At 50.5% G+C, this 19117-nt stretch carries 18 protein-coding genes; 7 read left to right on the forward strand and 11 right to left on the reverse strand.

Features of this window, described 5'->3' with window-relative positions:
- Window positions 1–87: 87 nt before the first annotated feature.
- Window positions 88–1119, reverse strand: a complete 1032-nt coding sequence (gene adhP, locus EVJ20_RS09450) for an alcohol dehydrogenase AdhP (RefSeq protein WP_070328005.1) — start codon at window positions 1117–1119, stop codon at window positions 88–90.
- Window positions 1120–1311: 192 nt separating this feature from the next.
- Here adhP and EVJ20_RS09455 point away from each other — a divergent pair, with 192 nt between their 5' ends.
- Entirely contained in the window at window positions 1312–2055 is a 744-nt protein-coding gene (locus EVJ20_RS09455) for a hypothetical protein (protein WP_131441319.1), read from the forward strand.
- A gap of 48 nt (window positions 2056–2103) precedes the next feature.
- On the opposite strand, the gene EVJ20_RS09460 is transcribed toward EVJ20_RS09455, so the two are convergent.
- Window positions 2104–3888 carry an SLC13 family permease gene (locus EVJ20_RS09460; RefSeq protein WP_131441318.1) on the reverse strand — a complete coding sequence of 595 codons (1785 nt, stop codon included), beginning with the start codon at window positions 3886–3888 and terminating at the stop codon, window positions 2104–2106.
- A gap of 190 nt (window positions 3889–4078) precedes the next feature.
- On the opposite strand from EVJ20_RS09460, the gene EVJ20_RS09465 reads away from it, so the two are divergent.
- Genes EVJ20_RS09465 through EVJ20_RS09475 form a run of 3 tightly spaced genes read left to right on the forward strand, consistent with a single transcriptional unit; the run spans window position 4079 to window position 6321 of the window.
- Entirely contained in the window at window positions 4079–4825 is a 747-nt protein-coding gene (locus EVJ20_RS09465) for a methionine ABC transporter ATP-binding protein (protein WP_131441317.1), read from the forward strand.
- Window positions 4818–5480 carry a methionine ABC transporter permease gene (locus EVJ20_RS09470; protein ID WP_071398721.1) on the forward strand — a complete coding sequence of 221 codons (663 nt, stop codon included), beginning with the start codon at window positions 4818–4820 and terminating at the stop codon, window positions 5478–5480. Before EVJ20_RS09465 ends, EVJ20_RS09470 begins: the two co-directional genes overlap by 8 nt.
- A gap of 25 nt (window positions 5481–5505) precedes the next feature.
- Window positions 5506–6321 (forward strand): MetQ/NlpA family ABC transporter substrate-binding protein, encoded by an 816-nt coding sequence (locus tag EVJ20_RS09475; protein ID WP_016510571.1) that lies wholly within the window; start codon window positions 5506–5508, stop codon window positions 6319–6321.
- A gap of 34 nt (window positions 6322–6355) precedes the next feature.
- Here the strand turns inward: EVJ20_RS09475 and EVJ20_RS09480 are convergent, their stop codons facing one another.
- From EVJ20_RS09480 to EVJ20_RS09490, 3 genes are all read right to left on the reverse strand, one after another.
- Window positions 6356–7192, reverse strand: coding sequence for an aldo/keto reductase (locus EVJ20_RS09480; protein ID WP_131441315.1), 837 nt, complete (start codon window positions 7190–7192; stop codon window positions 6356–6358).
- A gap of 90 nt (window positions 7193–7282) precedes the next feature.
- On the reverse strand, window positions 7283–8245 hold the full coding sequence (locus EVJ20_RS09485) for an HAAS signaling domain-containing protein (RefSeq protein WP_131441314.1): 963 nt from the start codon (window positions 8243–8245) through the stop codon (window positions 7283–7285).
- The gene (locus tag EVJ20_RS09490) at window positions 8232–8579 is read right to left on the reverse strand and encodes a PadR family transcriptional regulator (RefSeq protein WP_035386661.1); all 348 of its coding nucleotides are present in this window, start codon (window positions 8577–8579) and stop codon (window positions 8232–8234) included. Before EVJ20_RS09490 ends, EVJ20_RS09485 begins: the two co-directional genes overlap by 14 nt.
- 143 nt (window positions 8580–8722) lie before the next feature.
- On the opposite strand from EVJ20_RS09490, the gene EVJ20_RS09495 reads away from it, so the two are divergent.
- A complete protein-coding gene (locus tag EVJ20_RS09495; RefSeq protein ID WP_131508023.1) occupies window positions 8723–9124 on the forward strand; it encodes a hypothetical protein in 402 nt (133 codons plus the stop codon).
- A 36-nt stretch (window positions 9125–9160) separates the two neighbouring features.
- On the opposite strand, the gene ahpF is transcribed toward EVJ20_RS09495, so the two are convergent.
- The 3 genes from ahpF to EVJ20_RS09510 all read right to left on the reverse strand — a co-directional run bounded on the left by ahpF (window position 9161) and on the right by EVJ20_RS09510 (window position 12395).
- Window positions 9161–10684 (reverse strand): alkyl hydroperoxide reductase subunit F, encoded by a 1524-nt coding sequence (gene ahpF, locus EVJ20_RS09500; protein ID WP_131508024.1) that lies wholly within the window; start codon window positions 10682–10684, stop codon window positions 9161–9163.
- A gap of 12 nt (window positions 10685–10696) precedes the next feature.
- Window positions 10697–11260 (reverse strand): alkyl hydroperoxide reductase subunit C, encoded by a 564-nt coding sequence (gene ahpC, locus EVJ20_RS09505; RefSeq protein ID WP_016510347.1) that lies wholly within the window; start codon window positions 11258–11260, stop codon window positions 10697–10699.
- A gap of 340 nt (window positions 11261–11600) precedes the next feature.
- A complete protein-coding gene (locus EVJ20_RS09510; RefSeq protein WP_131508026.1) occupies window positions 11601–12395 on the reverse strand; it encodes a hypothetical protein in 795 nt (264 codons plus the stop codon).
- A 175-nt stretch (window positions 12396–12570) separates the two neighbouring features.
- On the opposite strand from EVJ20_RS09510, the gene EVJ20_RS15175 reads away from it, so the two are divergent.
- Together EVJ20_RS15175 and mgtA are read left to right on the forward strand one after the other, a co-directional pair.
- Window positions 12571–13032 carry a cation-transporting P-type ATPase gene (locus EVJ20_RS15175; RefSeq protein WP_161568107.1) on the forward strand — a complete coding sequence of 154 codons (462 nt, stop codon included), beginning with the start codon at window positions 12571–12573 and terminating at the stop codon, window positions 13030–13032.
- Window positions 13022–15091 (forward strand): magnesium-translocating P-type ATPase, encoded by a 2070-nt coding sequence (gene mgtA / locus EVJ20_RS09515; RefSeq protein ID WP_161568108.1) that lies wholly within the window; start codon window positions 13022–13024, stop codon window positions 15089–15091. Before EVJ20_RS15175 ends, mgtA begins: the two co-directional genes overlap by 11 nt.
- Window positions 15092–15120: 29 nt before the next feature.
- On the opposite strand, the gene htpG is transcribed toward mgtA, so the two are convergent.
- The 3 genes from htpG to EVJ20_RS09530 form a co-directional block, all read right to left on the reverse strand.
- Window positions 15121–16989 (reverse strand): molecular chaperone HtpG, encoded by a 1869-nt coding sequence (gene htpG / locus EVJ20_RS09520; RefSeq protein ID WP_131508028.1) that lies wholly within the window; start codon window positions 16987–16989, stop codon window positions 15121–15123.
- A 171-nt stretch (window positions 16990–17160) separates the two neighbouring features.
- The gene (locus EVJ20_RS09525; RefSeq protein WP_131508031.1) at window positions 17161–18072 is read right to left on the reverse strand and encodes a hypothetical protein; all 912 of its coding nucleotides are present in this window, start codon (window positions 18070–18072) and stop codon (window positions 17161–17163) included.
- Window positions 18073–18382: 310 nt separating this feature from the next.
- Window positions 18383–19009, reverse strand: coding sequence for a TetR/AcrR family transcriptional regulator (locus EVJ20_RS09530; RefSeq protein ID WP_131508033.1), 627 nt, complete (start codon window positions 19007–19009; stop codon window positions 18383–18385).
- Between the last annotated feature and the right edge of the window lie 108 nt (window positions 19010–19117).

Consider the following 19117-nt stretch of genomic DNA (forward strand, 5'->3'; position numbering starts at 1 on the left):
CTCAAGTTCAACTGAACAGATGATCATGTCATACGATGACCCGGTTTAGACGCCAGTAAAAAAACGAGACCAAATGGCCTCGTTTTTTTACTGGCATTCTTTATTTTTGAAATCGATGACCATTCGTCCTTGAATTTTACCTTGTTCCATCTCTTCGAAAATATCTTGGACTTCGTGGAGGCAACGTTTCTGGACGACCGGTACGACTTTTCCTTCGGCCCCGAACTGGAAAGCCTCTTCTAAGTCTTTACGTGTACCGACGAGTGATCCGACGACTTCGATGCCATCGAGGACGAGACGTGGGATATTCAAATCCATTGTTTCAGACGGAAGTCCGACCGCGACAACTTTTCCACACGCTCTTACAGCGTCGACCGCAGAGTTGAAGGCTACTTTTGAAACGGCCGTGACGACCGCTGCATGTGCGCCCCCGAGTTGCTCTTGGATGATTTTGTCCGCAGCGCCCTCTGTCACTGGATTGATGATCATATCGGCGCCGCTGTCTTTAGCGAGTTTGAGTTTGTCGTCATTGATGTCGACTGCGACGACGTACGCATTGAACACGTGTTTGGCGTACTGAATTGCCAGGTTACCAAGACCACCGCATCCGTAGATGACAACGATTTGACCTGGCTTCACATCAGCCACTTTAATGGCTTTATACGTCGTGACACCGGCACACGTGATACTCGAAGCTTGTGCCGGATCGAGTCCGTCTGGTACTTTGACAGTGAAATCGGCCATTACGATACTTTGCTCGGCCATCCCGCCATCAACGCTATATCCAGCGTTTTGTACGTGGCGGCAGAACGTTTCGCGTCCAGTCGTACAGTACTCACAACGCCCGCAGGCATGATACATCCAGGCGATACTGACGCGGTCTCCGACTTTCAAACTCGTTACGTCGTCAGCAATTTTTGAAACGATCCCGATGCCTTCGTGTCCGAGTACGCGGCCTTGGACATCACCGAAATCTCCCGCGGCAACGTGTAGGTCTGTGTGACATACGCCACAATACTCGACGTCGACAAGCGCCTCTCCAGAATTTAGTGGGCGCAACTCCTTTTCAACCACTTCGATATTCGCTTTGTTAGATGAATTGACTACGACTGCTTTCACTTTATCCCACGCTCCCCATCCTAATTATAGGTGATTAAAGATATGTAATTACCAAACTGACAAGAAAAGAATAGCATAAAAAAGGGAATGAAAACGCTTAACTAAAGGCGAAGTCTTGTCGCTTTCATGAACTTTTTTCACATAATGATTTTGGGGAACAGGATAAGACAGAACACGAAAGGAGGATGAATCGTGCCGACACGAACCGACCTGTTTCAAGCCTATAAACAGAAAATCATTGAGCTTCCTGACATGGACGAAGCGACGTTGAAGAGCGAGACGTTCCTTCTTGAGGAAGACCCGAAGAAGCAATTGACCATTTATTATGCCCCGTTCGAATACATCAATCCGAACGCTAAAGTCGTCATTGCTGGCATCACGCCGGGTCTCTATCAAATGCGACAGTCGTTCGAGGCGATCCGCGACTTGGCTGACGCTTCGGATGAAGCAGCGCTCCAGGCCGTCAAACAGCGCGGCAGCTTCTCAGGGCCGATCCGCAAGAACTTGGTGACTATGCTCGACGACTTGGACTTGCATCACCATCTCCAGATCGAGTCGACGCTCGACTTGTTCGGTGAGGCGAACCATCTCGTGCAGAACACCGCTGTGTTGCCTTATCCGGTTTTTTATAAAGGAAAGAACTATAACGGTTCGAGTCCGGACATGTTAAGAACGGAGCTGTTCCGTTCATACGTCGAGGGCAGTTTCGCCGACGAGATGGCCGTCCTCGAAGATGCGCTCATTTTACCGATGGGTGTCAACGTGCGTCGGGCCGTCGAGACGCTCGTCGCCCGAGGGCTCATCGCACCAGAACGTGTCGTGAGCGGGTTTCCGCATCCGTCAGGCGGAAACGGACACCGACATCGTATCTTCGCTGAGAACCGTGATGCGATGCGGTCTCATATCGCCGACCATTTCAAGCGGCACCCGATTTAAATGCACAAAAGGCAGAAAGCGTGATTGCGCTTTCTGCCTTTTTGAATGTTACATATATAATACGTAAATCATCATAACCGAGACAACAAGGAAGAGGAGGCTCATGACTCCTCCGGCCTTCATATAGTCCGCGTTGCGGTAACCACCCGGTCCCATGATGAAGGCGTTGACTTGATGGGTCGGTAAAATGAACGAGTTCGAAGCTGATACCGCGACAAGTAGCGCAAGACCGATCGGATCGATGTTGAACGTATCGGCCATCATCAGAACGAGCGGGACGAGCAAGACGGTCGCTGCCACGTTTGACATGAAGAGTGAGAAGAACATCGTGATGATCCCGATGATGAATAGAATTGCGAGCGTGCTCCACCCGCCAACGAGATTGACGATGGCATCCGCCGTATAAGCGGCAGCGCCACTCTTTTCAAAGGCTATACCGAGCGGGATGAGCCCGGCTAGTAAGAACACGGTCTTCCAGTCAATGGCTGGGTAAATCTCATCTTTCGGGATGACACCGAGTAAAATCATCAGCAGAGCTCCCGTAAAGAAGCTGAGCGACAGTGGAAAACCGAGAAAGACGAGACCGAGGGCGACGATGATTGAAAACAAGGCTGGTTTTTTCTTGTTCTGCTGCGGAGTGAGTTCGGGTGCTTTCACATCGCTTAAAATCGCGACTTCGCGACCGTTCCGCAAATTGATCAAATCTTTCCAGCTGCCGTAGACGACGAGTTGCATGCCGGCTTCGAACGGGACGTTTTCCAGTTTTGTCTGCGTACCGTCGCTTCCGACGATGGCAAGCGGCTCAAGTCGGAAATTTTTCCTGAAGCCAATATCGCGGAGCGTCTTCCCGATGAACGGCGACGTCGGCGGGATGATGATCTCAGCGAACCCGCTCTCGTCTTCATTTTCAAGCGAAGCGAAGTATTCAAGTTCAGGTTTGATGGTCAGTTCATAATCGGCCGCGAAGCGATTGATCGCCTCGTCCGTTCCGAGGATGGCGAGCGTCTGCCCGATGGCGAGGCGAGTCTTGCGCCAAGGGCCATAGACGTGGCTCTCACCTTCGCGAAGTGCGAGAATGTTGATCCCATACGTCGACCAAATATCGAGTTGTTCAATCGTTTGTCCGGCAAGGCGAGCGTTGACGTCGAGCTCATGGATGTCGGTCGTCAATTGATGCGTTTCTTCCATGAAAGAAGCACTCGTCGTCTGCGTTTCCCCGGACGCTTTCGGCAAGACGAGGCCGCCCGCGAAGTAGAAGTAGAGGATGCCGGTCGCGAGCAAAACGAGACCGATTGGTGTGACAGCGAACAAGTTTAAAGCGTCAAACCCGGACTCGGTCAACAAGTCGTTCAAGATGATGAGCGGGCCCGAAGCGACCATCGTCAGTGTGCCCCCGAGAATGGCGGCAAACCCCATCGGCATGATCAGCTTGGAAGCCGGGATGTTGGCATTTTTACTGATCCGCTTCAAGGCCGGTAAAAATAAGGCGGCCGCACCGATGTTTTGCATGAACGCCGAGATGAGTCCTACGGTTGTCGATGTCGTTGCCATGACGTTCTTTTCTTTGACCCCGACTCGTTTCGTGATAAATTCTGCGACGACGGTCATGATGCCGGAACGTTCGACACCGTAACCGATCAACATAACCCCGATGACAGAAATGACAGCGTTTGACGCGAATCCAGAAAATGCCTCATTAGCCGTGATGACCCCGGTCCATGGCAAGATGACCATGATCAAGACGGCGACGAGGTCGGTCCGGAGTTTATCGGTGACGAATAAGACGATCGCTAGCGCCAAGACAGCGAAGGTCAATAATATTTCGGTAGTCATTCATATACCCCCTATGGTATTTATTAATTTTATTATAAGTGTCTAGAAGGCGGAAAGTGAAGTAAAACGTACTTCAAGCTCAGACCGAACCATTATGACGAGCCGCCTCAACTGACAATCGTCCTTTAGTTCGCTAAAATGGAGAACGGTTATCATTCCACTTTTCCAGTATGAAAGAAAGGGACGGTCTATGATCACGTTAACGAATGTAAGCAAACAGTTTGGTCGTGACGAGGCGGTCCGTGACGTCTCGCTTCAGATTGAACGAGGCGAGGTATACGGTATCATCGGTGCGAGCGGTGCCGGCAAGTCGACGCTGCTGCGCCTGATGAACTTGCTCGAGACGCCGGACGCAGGGACGGTCACGGTCGATGGGAACGAACTGACGAGTCTATCGAGCCGGCAACTCCGCGAACAGCGACACGTCATCGGGATGATCTTTCAACAGTTCAACCTCGTCGGCAACAAGACGGTATATGACAACGTGGTCGCCCCGCTCAAACTGGCCGGGCGACCAAAAGCGCAGCACGAGGAACGGGTGCTCGAATGCCTCCGCTTCGTCGGGCTCGAGTCGTTCAAGGACAAGTACCCGGCCCAGCTGAGTGGCGGGCAAAAGCAACGCGTCGCCATCGCCCGGGCGCTCGCGAACGAACCGCACGTCTTGTTGTGTGACGAGCCGACTTCGTCGCTCGACCCGAACACGACGGCCGAGATCCTCGGCGTGCTGAAGTCGATCAACGAGGCGCTCGGTGTCACGATCGTCATCGTCACCCACGAGATGGACGTCATCAAGCAAGTGTGTGACCGCGTGACCGTCATGGCGGACGGCTCGGTGTATGAGACGCTCGATCTCGTCCCGCGTGGTGTCCCGGAAATCGACAATAATCCGGCCTGGTTCGTCAATGAGTTGCGAAAGGCGGGTGAGCCGTATGCCTGACGTGCTCGTTCAATATCAGACCGAGATTTGGCGCTCGATCGGTGAGACGTTCATCATGGTCGGCGTTTCGATCCTCGCCGCCGTCCTCGTCGGCTTACCGCTCGGGACGTGGCTCTACTTGTCCCGGAAAGGGCAGTTGCTCGAGAATCGGGCCGTCTTCTCGGTGCTCAACTTGGTCGTCAACATCGTCCGCTCGTTCCCGTTCCTGCTCCTCGTCGTGTTTTTGATTCCATTTACGCGGCTCATCATCGGAACGGCGCTCGGGACGGCGGCAGCGACCGTGCCACTCGCGATCATCGCCATCGCCCACTACTCTCGTCTCGTCGAGCAGTCGCTCCTAGACGTCCCACGCGGCGTCGTCGAGGCGGCCGTATCGATGGGGGCGTCGATCAAAGACGTCATCTTCAAATTCTTATACGTCGAGGCCCGGTCCGGACTCGTCCTCGGGCTGACGACGTCGATCATCAGCTTCATCTCGTACTCGACCATCATGGGGGTGGTCGGGGGCGGCGGCATCGGCGACTTCGCCATCCGCTACGGCTATCAACAGTTCAAGACGGAGCTGATGCTGTACATGATCTTCATCATGCTCGTCTTCGTCCAGCTGATTCAGTTCACCGGTACGACGGTGGCCCGGGTCATCGATAAACGCTAATCACCTACAGAAAGAAGGAAAATCAATGAAAAAATTAATGGCACTCTTCGCCTCACTCACACTCGTCCTCGCGGCGTGTGGAACTGACAACGAAACAACGACGGAAGCACCGACGAACGAGCCGCAGACGCTCAAAGTCGCCTCGCTCATCCCACCGATGACCGACATGCTCGAGATTGCGAAAGACCAGCTCGCGGAAGACAATATCGAACTCGAAATCGTCGTCCTCGGCGACAACGTGCAACCGAACACGGCGCTCGCGGCGAAAGAAGTCGATGCGAACTTCTTCCAGCACGTCCCGTACATGGAAGAGTTCAACCGCAGCAATGACGCCAACCTCGTCCCGATCGAACCGATCTATTTCGCCAACTACGGCGTCTACTCGAAAGAGTACGACAACATCGACGACATCCCAGAAGGTGCGACGATCGCGATCGCGAACGACGTCTCGAACATCGACCGCTCACTCTCGCTCCTCGCACAACACGACGTGATCAAACTTGGGGAGAAGACCGGTTCGTATTACACGCAAGCGGACATCACGGACAACCCGAAAAACCTCAAGTTTGAAGAAGTCGACCTTCTCATGCTCGCGCGTGCCTATGACGACGTCGACGCGGTCCTCATGACGCCGGCGTACGCGGCACCGCTCAACCTGACACCGAAGAGCGACGCGCTCTTGACGGAAGGGGTCGAGAACGACTTCGCCATCACGCTCGTCGCCCGTGAAGACAACAAGGACGACGAAGCAATCCAGAAACTCGGTGAAGCGCTCACGAGCGACGAAGTCCGTGCGTTCTTAGAAGAGAATTACGACGAAACGGCGATCCCGGCGTTTTAACGAAAAAAAATGAGCCCATGCGGCTCATTTTTTTTTAGAATTCTTCGTATTCTCTCGGGTCTTGGTTGTCGATGCGGCCATCCGGTTTCGTCAACGCATTGATGGTCTCCATCTCGTCCTCGGTCAACTCGAAGTTGAAGACGTTGAGATTTTCTTGTTGGTGCAGCTCACTCGACGAACGCGGGAGCGGGATGACGCCAAGCTGGATGTGCCAACGCAGGATGACTTGCGACACCGTCTTACCTTTTTGGTTGGCGAGCTCGGTGATCGTCTCGTCATGGATGACGGTCCGGGCCCGGCTGAGCGGACTCCACGCCTCGGTGATGATGCCACGCTCTTTGTCGGCTTGACGTTGCTCGACTTGGGAGAAGTAGGGATGGAGCTCGATTTGGTTGATGACTGGTGTCTCACCCGTCTCTTCGATTAAGCGGTCGAGATGCTCGGGCATAAAGTTCGAGACGCCGATTGAGCGGATCCATCCGTTCTTTTTCGCTTGGATGAGCGCGCGCCATGCCTCGACGTATTTATCTTGCTTCGGGTTCGGCCAGTGGAGTAAAAATAAGTCCCAATAGTCGAGGTTGGCCCGGTAGAGCGACTCTTGAATCATATTGAGGGCCTCATCATAATCGAAATATTGACCACGCAGTTTCGACGTCAAAAATAACTGCTCACGCGGGATACCGGACTGGCGGACTGCTTCCCCGAGCGCGCCTTCGTTGTCGTAGCGAATCGCTGAGTCGATGAGACGATAACCGTTACGGATCGCGCTCGTGATGGCGTCGACACCGGTCTCGCCTCGTAAGAAGACGGTGCCGAGTCCGATAGCTGGAATCTCGTAACCGTCGTGTAGTTTGATGGTCGGAATGTTCATAAAATGCCTCCTCCGTGGAAATACGTTCTCTTCTCGGCTATTCCACTTTCCTGGGGAATGAAACGTTTGAATGCGAGATGAGTATTTCAATTAAGGACGAAACGCTTTATAACATCCTTCAATCAAATCGATGAGACAGACGACGACGACAGTCAGCACTATGCTCCATACACCCCATTGTGTGAGTGTCGTGAGAGCGACGCTGGTTCGTTCGGCTAGGAGAGCGAGAGCTTCCGATGAAATGAGCTCTGGTTGCAGCAGAATCAGTGCCGTCACTCCAATCCATAGAACGTTCAAGGCCACATTCCATAGGGCGAGCGGTTTCGTCCAATAGCGCACAATCCACTTATAAACTCCAATTCCGATGTCAAAGACGGCTAGCGCAATTACGAACGGGAAAAATCGATCCAATATTTCTGGGTTAATGAGGGGGAATGTCTCTCCGTCAATTGATAAGCGGATCCATTGATCAGTGTTCACATAGAGCATCAGCAAGACAACGACCATAACAAAATCAAATACGATTGAACTGAGGGGGATGAACTTTGTACGTGGTTTTACGTTCTTTAATTTTTCTGGTGACCATTTCGATAAAGGGACATCTCCTTCTGGGGAAGCCCGCTCGATGATAAAGAAGACAAGCGTAATCCAGAAGAAAGTCTGAATCACGACTTCGAAGATTGCAGAGCTGATTTGAACCAGTCCTTGGATGATGAATTGTACCCATGATGATTCAACATTCGCATCAGCAAGATAAGCGATAGTTGCGAGAATAATCGAGAGTGTGATAGCAATTGGCAAGACGGTCTTCAAAATACTCACATAGCCTGGGAATAGGGCTGGACCAATTAAATGGAGCGGGCGATTGGCATACCGTGCGGCCAGTATGCTCGGGTCACCTAACTGACGGAGGGCCTCCAAGAGAGCTTTCTCGGACGGGTCGTCTCCCGTCATATCATCAATCGTGGACTCGAGTTCAAGCGCAACATCTTCTCGCATCGACTCAGGGATTCGAGACGTCACTTCTGCAATATACACATCACGAAGGTTCATGGTCGTTTCCTCCTTCTATCAAACGGTTTAATGTGAGCGACATCTTATTCCATTCTGCATACAACTCCTGCAACATATCCGTTCCCTCTGCGCTGAGGACGTAATATTTGCGAGGCCGGCTCTCAGTCGTATCCCACGAGCTTGTCACGAGCCCTTGCTTTTCAAGCCGCCTTAAGAGCGGATAGAGCGTGCTTTGATCGATGCTGACATCGGCATCGAGAAGCGCCTGAACGAGTGAATACCCGTACTGTGGTGTCTTCAGTTGACTCAAGACTGCAATCGTCAAGGTGCCTCGTCGTAACTCGGTCATCAATGAGGCTTTTACATCAGACATCTCTTTGCCTCCTTCGATTCTTTTTATACTGTATATTATACACTATAGTGTGATGTACAACAATTATGAATAAAAGTATTAGGAAACCGGAATTCAGTTGCCTATTTTCCTGTTTTTGGGATAATTGGAGTGAGGTGATTGGGATGAAATGGTGGTGGGCGCTCGGTTTGGCAGTGACGGTGACTTTACTTTACGTGAATGACGCGTGGTACGGAGGTGCGGCGACATTTGGTGTGCCGATCGGTTGGATGATTTCGATATTGATTTTAGTGAAGCTCACGTATCCGAGACGTAAAGTATGGTCCGCATTTGTGAGTGTGTTTTTAGTCGGCGCTACAATCGTACTTTCGATTCCGACTTACTCGGTCGCTGCCGCGGAACAAGAACTGTTCACAACGTACGGGAGCGTCACTTATACGGAAAGTGTGCGAACGAACGGGGACGAATGGAATCCGTTCGTCCCAACTGTCGCGTATGTATTTGAAACGGAGACGGGGGAGTCGATCCTGTTCATTCCGGATACTGGGAAGTCGTTTGAACTATAAAAAAAACTCGTCCCCACGTGGAGGACGAGTTTTTCGTTAGTTGCGGATCATGTAATCGAAAGCACCGAGTGCGGCTGTCGCACCAGAGCCCATCGAGATGATGATCTGTTTGTAGGCACTGTTCGTGCAGTCGCCTGCAGCGAACACGCCTGAGATGTTCGTCGAACCATGATGGTCGACGATAACCTCTCCGAAGTTGTTGCGTTCGACCGTATCGAGCCAGTCCGTGTTCGGGACGAGGCCGATCTGGACGAAGACGCCTTCAAGTTCGACGTGATGCGTTTCGTTCGTCTCACGAGACATGTACGAGATCCCGTTCACTTTGTCAGTACCCGTGATTTCAGTCGTCTGGGCGTTCGTGACGACGTTCACGTTCGGTAGACTGTGAAGACGGTTTTGAAGTACTTGGTCGGCCTTCAGTTCAGGTGCGAACTCGAGTACCGTGACGTGCTTGACGATGCCGGCGAGGTCGATTGCCGCCTCGACGCCAGAGTTACCACCGCCGATGACCGCGACACGCTTGCCTTCGAAGAGTGGACCGTCACAGTGTGGGCAGTAGGCGACACCTTTGTTTTTAAACTCGGCTTCGCCTGGGACGTTGACGTTGCGCCAGCGTGCCCCTGTCGACAAGATGACACTCTTACTCTTCAGAATCGCGCCGTTTTCAAGTTCGACTTCGACGAGGTCTTTCTTCTCAAGGCGCTTCGCGCGTTGAAGATTCATGACGTCGACGCCATATGCTTTCACGTGTTCCTCTAAGCTCGCGACGAGTTTTGGACCTTCCGTGTACGACGTGCCGATGAAGTTCTCGATGCCCATCGTGTCCATCACTTGACCACCGAAGCGTTCAGCGACGATGCCGGTACGAATGCCTTTACGAGCTGCGTAAACGGCCGCACTTGCACCAGCCGGACCACCACCGATGACGAGGACGTCATACGCCTCTTTGTCTTCGAACGCCGAAGCGTCAGGACCTGTGCCGAGTTTCGCCAAGATCTCTTCGAGTGACATCCGTCCGTTACCGAACGCTTCTCCGTTCAAGAAGACGGTCGGGACGGCCATGATTTCTTTCGCTTCGACTTCTGCCTTGAACGCGCCGCCGTCGATCATCGTGTGTGAGATGTTCGGGTTGAGCACGCTCATGACGTTAAGTGCTTGGACGACGTCCGGACAGTTATGGCAGCTGAGGCTGATGTACGACTCGAAGTGGTACGTGCCTTGGATGTTTTGGATTTGCTTGATCGCATCTGCGTCGACTTTCGGCGCTCGGCCGCTCACTTGGAGCAACGCGAGGACGAGTGACGTGAACTCATGACCGAGCGGGATTCCGGCGAAGACGATGCCCGTCTCTTCAGACGGACGGTTCACGCTGAAGCTCGGTGTGCGTTCGAGCGTGACGTTTTCGACGGAGATACGTGACGACATGCTTGCGAGCTCGTTGACGAGTTCGAGCATCTCGTTTGAGACGGCGTCATCACCAGCGCTCACACGGAGGACGACGTCGCCCTCCATGAGCTGCAAGTATTGGTCTAATTGTTGTTTAATATCTGCTTCTAACATGGAATCCGCTCCTTACAACTTGCCAACGAGATCGAGGCTTGGACGAAGTGTCGCTGAGCCTTCTTCCCATTTCGCTGGGCAAACTTCGCCTGGGTTGTTGCGGACGTATTGTGCTGCTTTGACTTTGTTGACGAGCGTGCTCGCGTCACGGCCGATGCCGCCAGCGTTGATTTCAACAGTTTGGATGACGCCGTCTGGGTCGATGATGAACGTACCGCGGTCAGCAAGGCCATCTTCTTCGTTCAAGACGTCAAAGTTGCGTGAGATCGTGTGTGACGGGTCGCCGATCATGATGTATTCGATCTTGCCGATTTTCTCTGACGTTTCGTGCCAAGCTTTGTGCGTGAAGTGTGTGTCTGTAGACACTGAGTAGACTTCGACGCCGAGGTCTTTCAATGTCGCGTATTCGTTTTGAAGGTCTTCAAGTTCAGTCGGGCAGACGAATGTGAAGTCAGCCGGGTAGAAGCAAACGACGCTCCATTGACCTTTAAGGTTGTTGTCTGATACTTCGAGGAATTCTCCTGTTTGGAACGCTTGTGCTGTGAATGGTAAGATTTCTTTGCCGATTAATGACATGGGGTATGTCCTCCTTGGGTTTTTACTCTAGCGGAATTGTATCTCTACTAGAATAATTATAATGTAATACTAATTTCATATAACTAGGCGAAATTGTCAAGACGTATGCATGCTACCTAAAAGGTTGATCTATCAAGGTGTTTATTTAAAATCGCATCATAACAGTAAAGAAAACGGTTACATGAAAACTGCTAATTTGTTTTTTTAAACTCATATAAAATGAGTAGAACAGTTATTGGTTAAAAGAGTAAAGAAGAGATTAAGCGCTTCATTCTCGTAAATAATCAACATTTTATCAATTGCATACAAAAAAACCTTATCCATATTGGATTAAGGTTCGTCAAGTTGTTAACTTATGAATCAGTTGTTTATTATAGTCCGCTCCGTCTTTCCCTTTGTGCATGCGAGCGTGGCAATTTGAGCATAATGCAGCCACTTGATCGGGACGTGATAATCCATCATCTGATTCTTTATATAAAGAATGGAGTTCGAGATAAGGACCTTCTTCTGTTTCAAACGGGGCTTGGTTTCCACAAGCTTCACAGCAATTATTTGCCCGAGCCAGCACAGCGTAATAAAGAGCTGCTGTTTGTTCGCGAACTTGTAATTTTCGAGCTGGCATACTTAAACCAGTAGCTCGTTTCGGATCACGTAAAGCAATTTCATTTAACTCTTCAACGGTTTTATAGCGCATAGTTGATGCAAAATGATGGGCTTCTTCTTGAACAACGTGTAGCGGTTCGAATGCAAAAACGATTACTTCGCGCTGGTTATGGTGTTTATCAATTCCGAATTGAATGTCGTAACCGATTAAAATAAGTTGATCCACGAAGCGATAACTACCTTTTCCAAGTGATTCGAAGAGATAGACGTCTTCTCCATTTTCGATATGGTTTAGGAGAGCTTTGTTTCCAAAAGAAAAAGATTGGTTCCCTTCTTGACCCTCACCGCTGTAATAATATAAACCGTCGTCTTCACTCCAGCCATTCTTGTATCCAAACTCTTCATCCATCCCGCTATCAAAAATAAAGATTAGCTTATGTTTGTTCGGAGTACTAATTCCACGTTGACGACTCCCGCCGTATTGATCGTGAAGGACAGAGCGTTTGTATAGTTTGTTTTTTTCGAACAGCATATGTCACCTCGTTTGTTTAGTTGTTCTACAATTATCCTGCTCAATTGTATCATGTCTATTTGTGATCCTGTTTGTAGGATAAACGAAAACAAATCAAGCATCTCATCTAAAAACGGGAATACAACTCATGTAGCCACATCCATATTCATTTTCATTATGAAAGAAGGCAACGGTCATGAGAGATGTCCAGACAGATGAATATTGGTCTCGCCCTGTCCCTGACTTAATCCAAGCACTTGACTCATCAACTCACGGTCTAAGTTCTACTGAGGTCAAGCATCGGCAAGTCGAATTTGGATTAAATGCGCTCGCCAAAGAACGCCGCTTTACCCGGCTTGCGTTATTGCTTGGACAATTTAAAAGTCCGATCATTCTCATTCTGCTCGGAGCGACGCTCATCTCGGCACTGACAGGTGACTATGTCGATGCGGGCATCATTCTAACTATCATCTTGGCGAGTGCCGTCCTCAGTTATTTTCAAGAATTTCATGCGAGCAAAGCGGTTGAAGAATTGCGTGACAAAGTGAAAGTCCACGTCTTAGTTTGGCGCGACGGCAACTTGATCGACGTGCCTGCCATTGAATTAGTGCCCAGGCGACGTCGTCGAACTGTCAGCAGGGAGCTTGGTGCCGGCTGATGGGATTCTTCTGACGAGTGAGCATTGTTTCGTCAATCAGTCGATGCTGACCGGGGAGTCGGGTGCGGTCAAAAAACAAGTCGGCGTGACGGCGCCTGACCAGTCGTTAGAACAACGCTTCAACTGCGTCTATATGGGAACAAGTGTCCAAAGCGGGAACGCGGCGATGCTCGTCGTTCACACGGGACGGACGACCGAATACGGTGAAATCGCGAAGCGGTTGACGCTCCGCCCTCCGGAGACGGAGTTCGAACGAGGAATCCGTCATTTCGGTTATCTGTTGACGCGCATCATGCTCGTGCTGACACTTGTCGTCTTCGCCATCAACGTTTGGTTCGAGCGGGATGTCATCGACTCGCTCTTGTTTGCTGTGGCGCTTGCGGTCGGGATCACACCGCAACTTCTCAGTGCCATCATCAGTATCACACTATCCCAAGGTTCACGAGCAATGGCACAAGAAGGGGTCATCGTTCGCAAATTGACCGCCATCGAGAACTTTGGGGGCATGGACGTACTATGTACGGACAAGACGGGGACGCTGACGGAAGGACAAATTCGAATCGACGATGCAGTCGATGCGAGCGGTGTCTCCTCGGAAGAGGTGTTCCGAGCCACCTATTTGAACGCCACGCTCCAGACGGGAATGAAGAACGACTTAGACGATATGATTCGCCGTCACCGCCAGATCGACGTGGCGGCAGTGACACGTCTCGGGGAAGTCCCGTTCGACTTCATGCGAGAGCGCTTGAGCGTTATCGTGCAAGACGGGCAGGACGTTCGCATGCTGGCGAAAGGTGCCTTCCATAGTGTTCTTGATACGTGCGACCATGTATGGAAGCACGCGACGAGCCACCCGCTCGACTCGTTCGCGCGAATGGAGCTAGAAGTTCAATTTGAAAACTGGAGCGCCGAGGGTATCCGGGTGCTCGGGGTTGCGGAAAAACGAGTGACGATTCGTGAAGAGTACAGTGTCGACGATGAGACCGGTATGACGTTCATCGGTTTCTTGCTCATATTCGATCATCCGAAAGCTGATGTCGCCGAAACGATCCGTCAACTTGCCGTCTATGGTGTCGACCTCCGGATCATCACAGGCGATAACGCTTCGATCGCGCTGCACACCGCTGAAGCCGTCGGTCTGCAAGTCACCGGTATCCTGACCGGGAAAGACTTGGTTCGAATGTCGGACGAGGCATTGTGGCAAAAAATCGAGACGACGACACTCTTTGCCGAGGTCGACCCGAACCAAAAAGAACGGATTATTTTGGCGCTCAAGAAAAACGGGCACGTCGTCGGGTACATGGGTGACGGAATCAATGACGTACCGGCGCTCCATGCGGCCGACGTCAGTCTGACGGTCGAGAATGCGGTCGATATCGCCAAAGAGTCGGCTGATTTGGTACTCGTTCGAAAGAGCCTGCGTGTCTTGCTGCGTGGTATCGTCCTCGGCCGGACGACGTTTGCGAACACGCTCAAATACATTATGGTGACGACGAGCGCCAACTTCGGGAACATGTTCAGCATGGCCGGGGCCTCGTTGTTCTTACCGTTCCTGCCGTTATTACCGAAACAGATTCTTATGATCAACTTCTTGAGCGACTTCCCGGCCCTGGCCATTTCGCAAGATAGAGTCGACACCGAGGACGTACGTGTGCCCAGACGATGGGATTTGAAAGAAGTGCGCCGCTTCATGATCGTCTTCGGACTCGTCAGTTCTTTATTCGACTACACGGTGTTTTTAGTGTTGATCGTCTTATTCAATGCGAACGAGTCCGTGTTTCAAAGCGGTTGGTTCGTCTTCTCGATTTTGACCGAGCTGCTCATCTTGATGATCATGCGGACACGCCGGATTCTGTATCACAGTCGTCCGGCCCCGATCCTTTTGTTCGCGTCGATCCTTGTCGGTGCGGTCGCGATCGTCGTGCCTTATTTGCCGAACGCGTCATTGCTCGGCCTCTATCCGTTACCGTTCCCGATTCTATTCACGTTACTCGGGCTGCTGATTGGCTATGTCTTGCTCAACGAAGCGGTGAAACGCTGGTTTTATCGGAAAACATAAAAAGACAGAGGTCGCCCTCTGCCTTTCAATCATTCTGCCATTAACGCACATACCGCATTCGAATACGCTACCGGATCTTCAAGCGGTAACCCTTCGATGAGGAGTGCTTGCTGGTAAAGAAGATCGGTATATTGTTTCGCTTTCGCCTCGTCTTCCGTATAGACGCGTTGCAACGTCTGGAAGATGGCGTGGTCGGCGTTCACTTCGAGCACTTTTTCTGCTTTCATGCCGCCGCCGTTCGGCATCGTGTTCATGATCTTCTCCATCTCGATCGAGACGTCACCTGCGACCGTCAAGCAGACCGGATGCGACTTGAGACGAGTTGACGCGCGCACTTCTTTGACACGATCGCCAAGCTCGGTCTTCATGAAGGCAAACAAGTCTTTATTGTCTTCATTGAGCGAATTCGCCGCCTCATCATCGAGACCGAGGTCACCGCTCGCGACCGACTTGAACTCTTTGTCTTCATATGACTGGAGCACTTTAATGGCAAACTCGTCGATCTCTTCTGTGAAGTAGAGGATCTCGAAGCCTTCTTCTTTCAAGCGCTCCGTTTGCGGGAGAAGATCGATACGATGGATCGATTCGCCCGTCGCGTAATAGATGTACTTCTGGTCCTCTTTCATACGCTCGACGTATTCTTTCAGCGAGACGAGCTTTTTCTCGTTCGACGAGTGGAACAAGAGCAAGTCCTTCAACTCATCCTTCGCGGCGCCGAATTGGTCGTAGACGCCGAACTTGATTTGGCGGCCGAACGCGTCGAAGAACTTCTCGTAGTCCTCGCGCTCATTCTGAAGCATCTTCTCGAGCATGCCTTTAATTTTCGACTTGACGTTCTTAGCGATGACGCGCAGTTGGCGGTCCTGCTGCAACATCTCCCGGGAAATGTTGAGCGATAGGTCTTCTGAGTCGACCATCCCTTTGACGAAACCGAAGTAGTCCGGCAATAAGTCAGGCGATTTCTCCATGATCAAGACGCCGTTCGAGTAGAGCTCGAGCCCTTTCTCGAACTCTTTCGTGTAGTAGTCGTACGGGACCGTCGATGGGATATAGAGGATCGACTGATAGCGGATCGAACCGTCGACGTTCAAGTGGAGATGTTTGAGCGGCTCGTCGAAACCGTAGCGCTTCTCGTGGTAGAACGCCGTGTAGTCCTCGTCCGAGAGCTCACTCTTCCGCTTGCGCCAAATCGGGACCATACTGTTGATCGTCTCTTCTTCGACGTAGTCCTCGAATTCTTCCGAGTCGTCTTTTGGACGGTGTTTCGTCACGTCGAGTTTGATCGGGTAGCGGATGAAGTCCGAATGCTTCTTGATGAGCGAGCGGATCTCATATTCCTCTAAGAACGAAGAATACGTATCGTCTTCGGTGTCGGCTTTCAAGTGTAAGACGATTTCTGTTCCGATCTTTTGTTTAGACGTCGGCTCGATCGTATAGCCATCGATGCCGTCTGACTCCCAAAGATATCCTTGGTCACTATCGACTGAACGGGTCCGGACCGTCACACGGTCGGCGACCATGAACGCGGAGTAGAAACCGACGCCGAATTGACCGATCAAGCTGTGGTCTTCTTCCATCTTCGTCGCCTGCTTCATTGCGAGCGAACCGCTCTTGGCGATGATCCCGAGGTTCGATTCGAGTTCGTCTTCCGTCATCCCGATCCCGGTGTCACGGATTGTGACGGTGCGTGCGTCTTTGTCGAGTTCGACTTTGATGAAATAGTCGTCCTTGTTGAAGTCGATCGCCTCGTCCGAGAGGGCGCGGTAATACATCTTGTCGATGGCGTCACTCGCGTTCGAGATGAGCTCACGAAGGAAGATGTCCTTATGTGTATAGATTGAGTGGACCATCAACTCTAAAATTCGTTTCGATTCGGCTTGAAACTGTTTCTTTGTCATGACCGTTCTCCTTTGTCGTTCGATTTTGGCACTCTTTACACAAGAGTGCTAACACTCTTCATTATCCTAATTTTTGGAGAGATGTCAAGGCAGTAGGAATATCGAGAATAGAAAAAAACAGATTAGAAAAGGTTTGACCCCATCTAACCTGTTTTAAGAAGTGACTGTTATTTACTCTGTCCAATAATCCACGTACAGACGTTCGAAGTTATCAAATTTAAAACTCTTTGCCTCGTTTTGAGTTTTTCCGAAGTAAACGTAAAGCTGAGTCGTGAATTCATATTCCTCCATTCGGAACTCGTCGTCATACTCTCCAATCCAATACATTTTCGTATCATTTGAGGTAGTTGACAAAAACGAGAAGGTATCAGATCCTGCATCTTCGAGGAGGACTTGACTATCCTCATGGACTGGCATCGAAATCACCTCTTCAATCGAATCAATCGAAGATCCGTCTTCAACATTGATATTTAATTGATCAACAGAAATGCCTAAACCCTCATAATACGTAGCTACTCCTAGCATGGATAAATAATCAATTACGCGTGTTTTGGCGAGGGCTTTAAACTTAGGCGCGTCTCCTTCTGAAAACTCACTATTCACGATTTTTTCAAAAGTGGCGTTAACAGCAACAATGTCGCCTTCTACAATACGTTCATTACTAAATGAAATAGGATTGTAGTCGATAATGGCGGTATGTTCATTGGCCGAATCACGAACTCGTACGGTGAGTGTTTGAATCCCATCCTCTGAAGTTTGTGTGTTGTGTACGTGTGCGATGAAGGAAAATTCTTTCCCTGTAAAGTCTGCTGGTTTACGAAGAGTTTGGTTGATGTCGTTCCCTTTCAGCTCTGTAAGCTTAAACGTATTCTCAACAGGTACGGCAGAATCCGCAGGTGTCGCATCCGCTTCTTCAGTCAACTTTTCTGAAGCTTGATCAGTACTTGAGTCAGCTTCTGTTTTTACTGTTACTTCCTTAGTTGAATCTGCTGAATCTTTACTCTCGGTCACAACTTCTTCTTTCGTTGCGTTACATCCTACTAGTAAAAACGACAAAGCTAAAATGGTTAATCCCTTTTTCAAAACTTGTTCCTCCTATTAATGGAAATAATTAATCTGCATGGAAATGAAAAAACACAAACTAAATTATAACATCCAATTAATTGAAAAAGGTATTCTAAATTTTTGAATAAATAATCTTGACGTGATTCTCATAAACGTTTATTGTTGAGTACATGCGATGAGCTGGTCTATGTAAGACGGCGGACATTCCTTCGGGAGCACGTTGTGGAGCGTGGTTCGACGCGGTAGACTTTTCGAGAGCACCTCTTTAGAGAGGTGCTCATTTTTTTTGCCTAAACATCAAGCCCCTTCAACTGCGAAGGGGCTTTTGTCATGCCCGCACGTAAGCGAGCAGCATCTCTTTCAAGACGCGCTGTTGGATCGTCGGGTCGATATCTTTCTCTAAATAGCTGATGTGCGACTTCAAGATGATGTTGTTACCGAACGTTCCGAACGCGTTGATGACGGTGATGACCGTCTCTTTCACGTCGATATCGTGACGGAACGACCCGTCCGTCCGCCCGTCTTGGATGAGCGGCTCGAGCGTCGCCATGATTTGGCGCTGCAGTTCGATATAGCCGTCGATTCCAGGGAGCGGGGAGGCGACGAACGAGGCGTAGCTCTCGAACGCCTCGCGGAATCGGGAGTGGCTCGTCTGACGAAGCTGTTGCCCAAGCAAATAATCGAGTATCGCTTCTAGTCTTGAGTAGGCGTCTCCGGGACGCGCCGTCAATTCCTTGAAGACGTGCAACGTCGGCGTCAAGTTATGGACGGCGGCCGCAACGATCAGTTGGTCTTTTTTCGGGAAATAGCGGAACAGCGTCGCCACCCCGATGTTTGCAGCGTCGGCGATGTCCTGCATTTGGACGCGCTCAAACCCGTCTTTCAAAAAAAGTGTCTCAGCTTGATCGATGATGTGATTCAAGCGATCTTCTTTATTTTGTTGTCGTTTGTTCATCTAATCACCTCTTTGTTGTCTCGTCATTATAACGTGTTCAGGCAGTTTCGTTGAGAAGTGAATGTGCCTCGTCTATTATTATGATAGTTAGACTATCACAATTTAAGA

Source organism: Exiguobacterium sp. SH0S1 (assembly GCF_004337165.1).
GTDB lineage: Bacteria > Bacillota > Bacilli > Exiguobacteriales > Exiguobacteriaceae > Exiguobacterium > Exiguobacterium aurantiacum_A.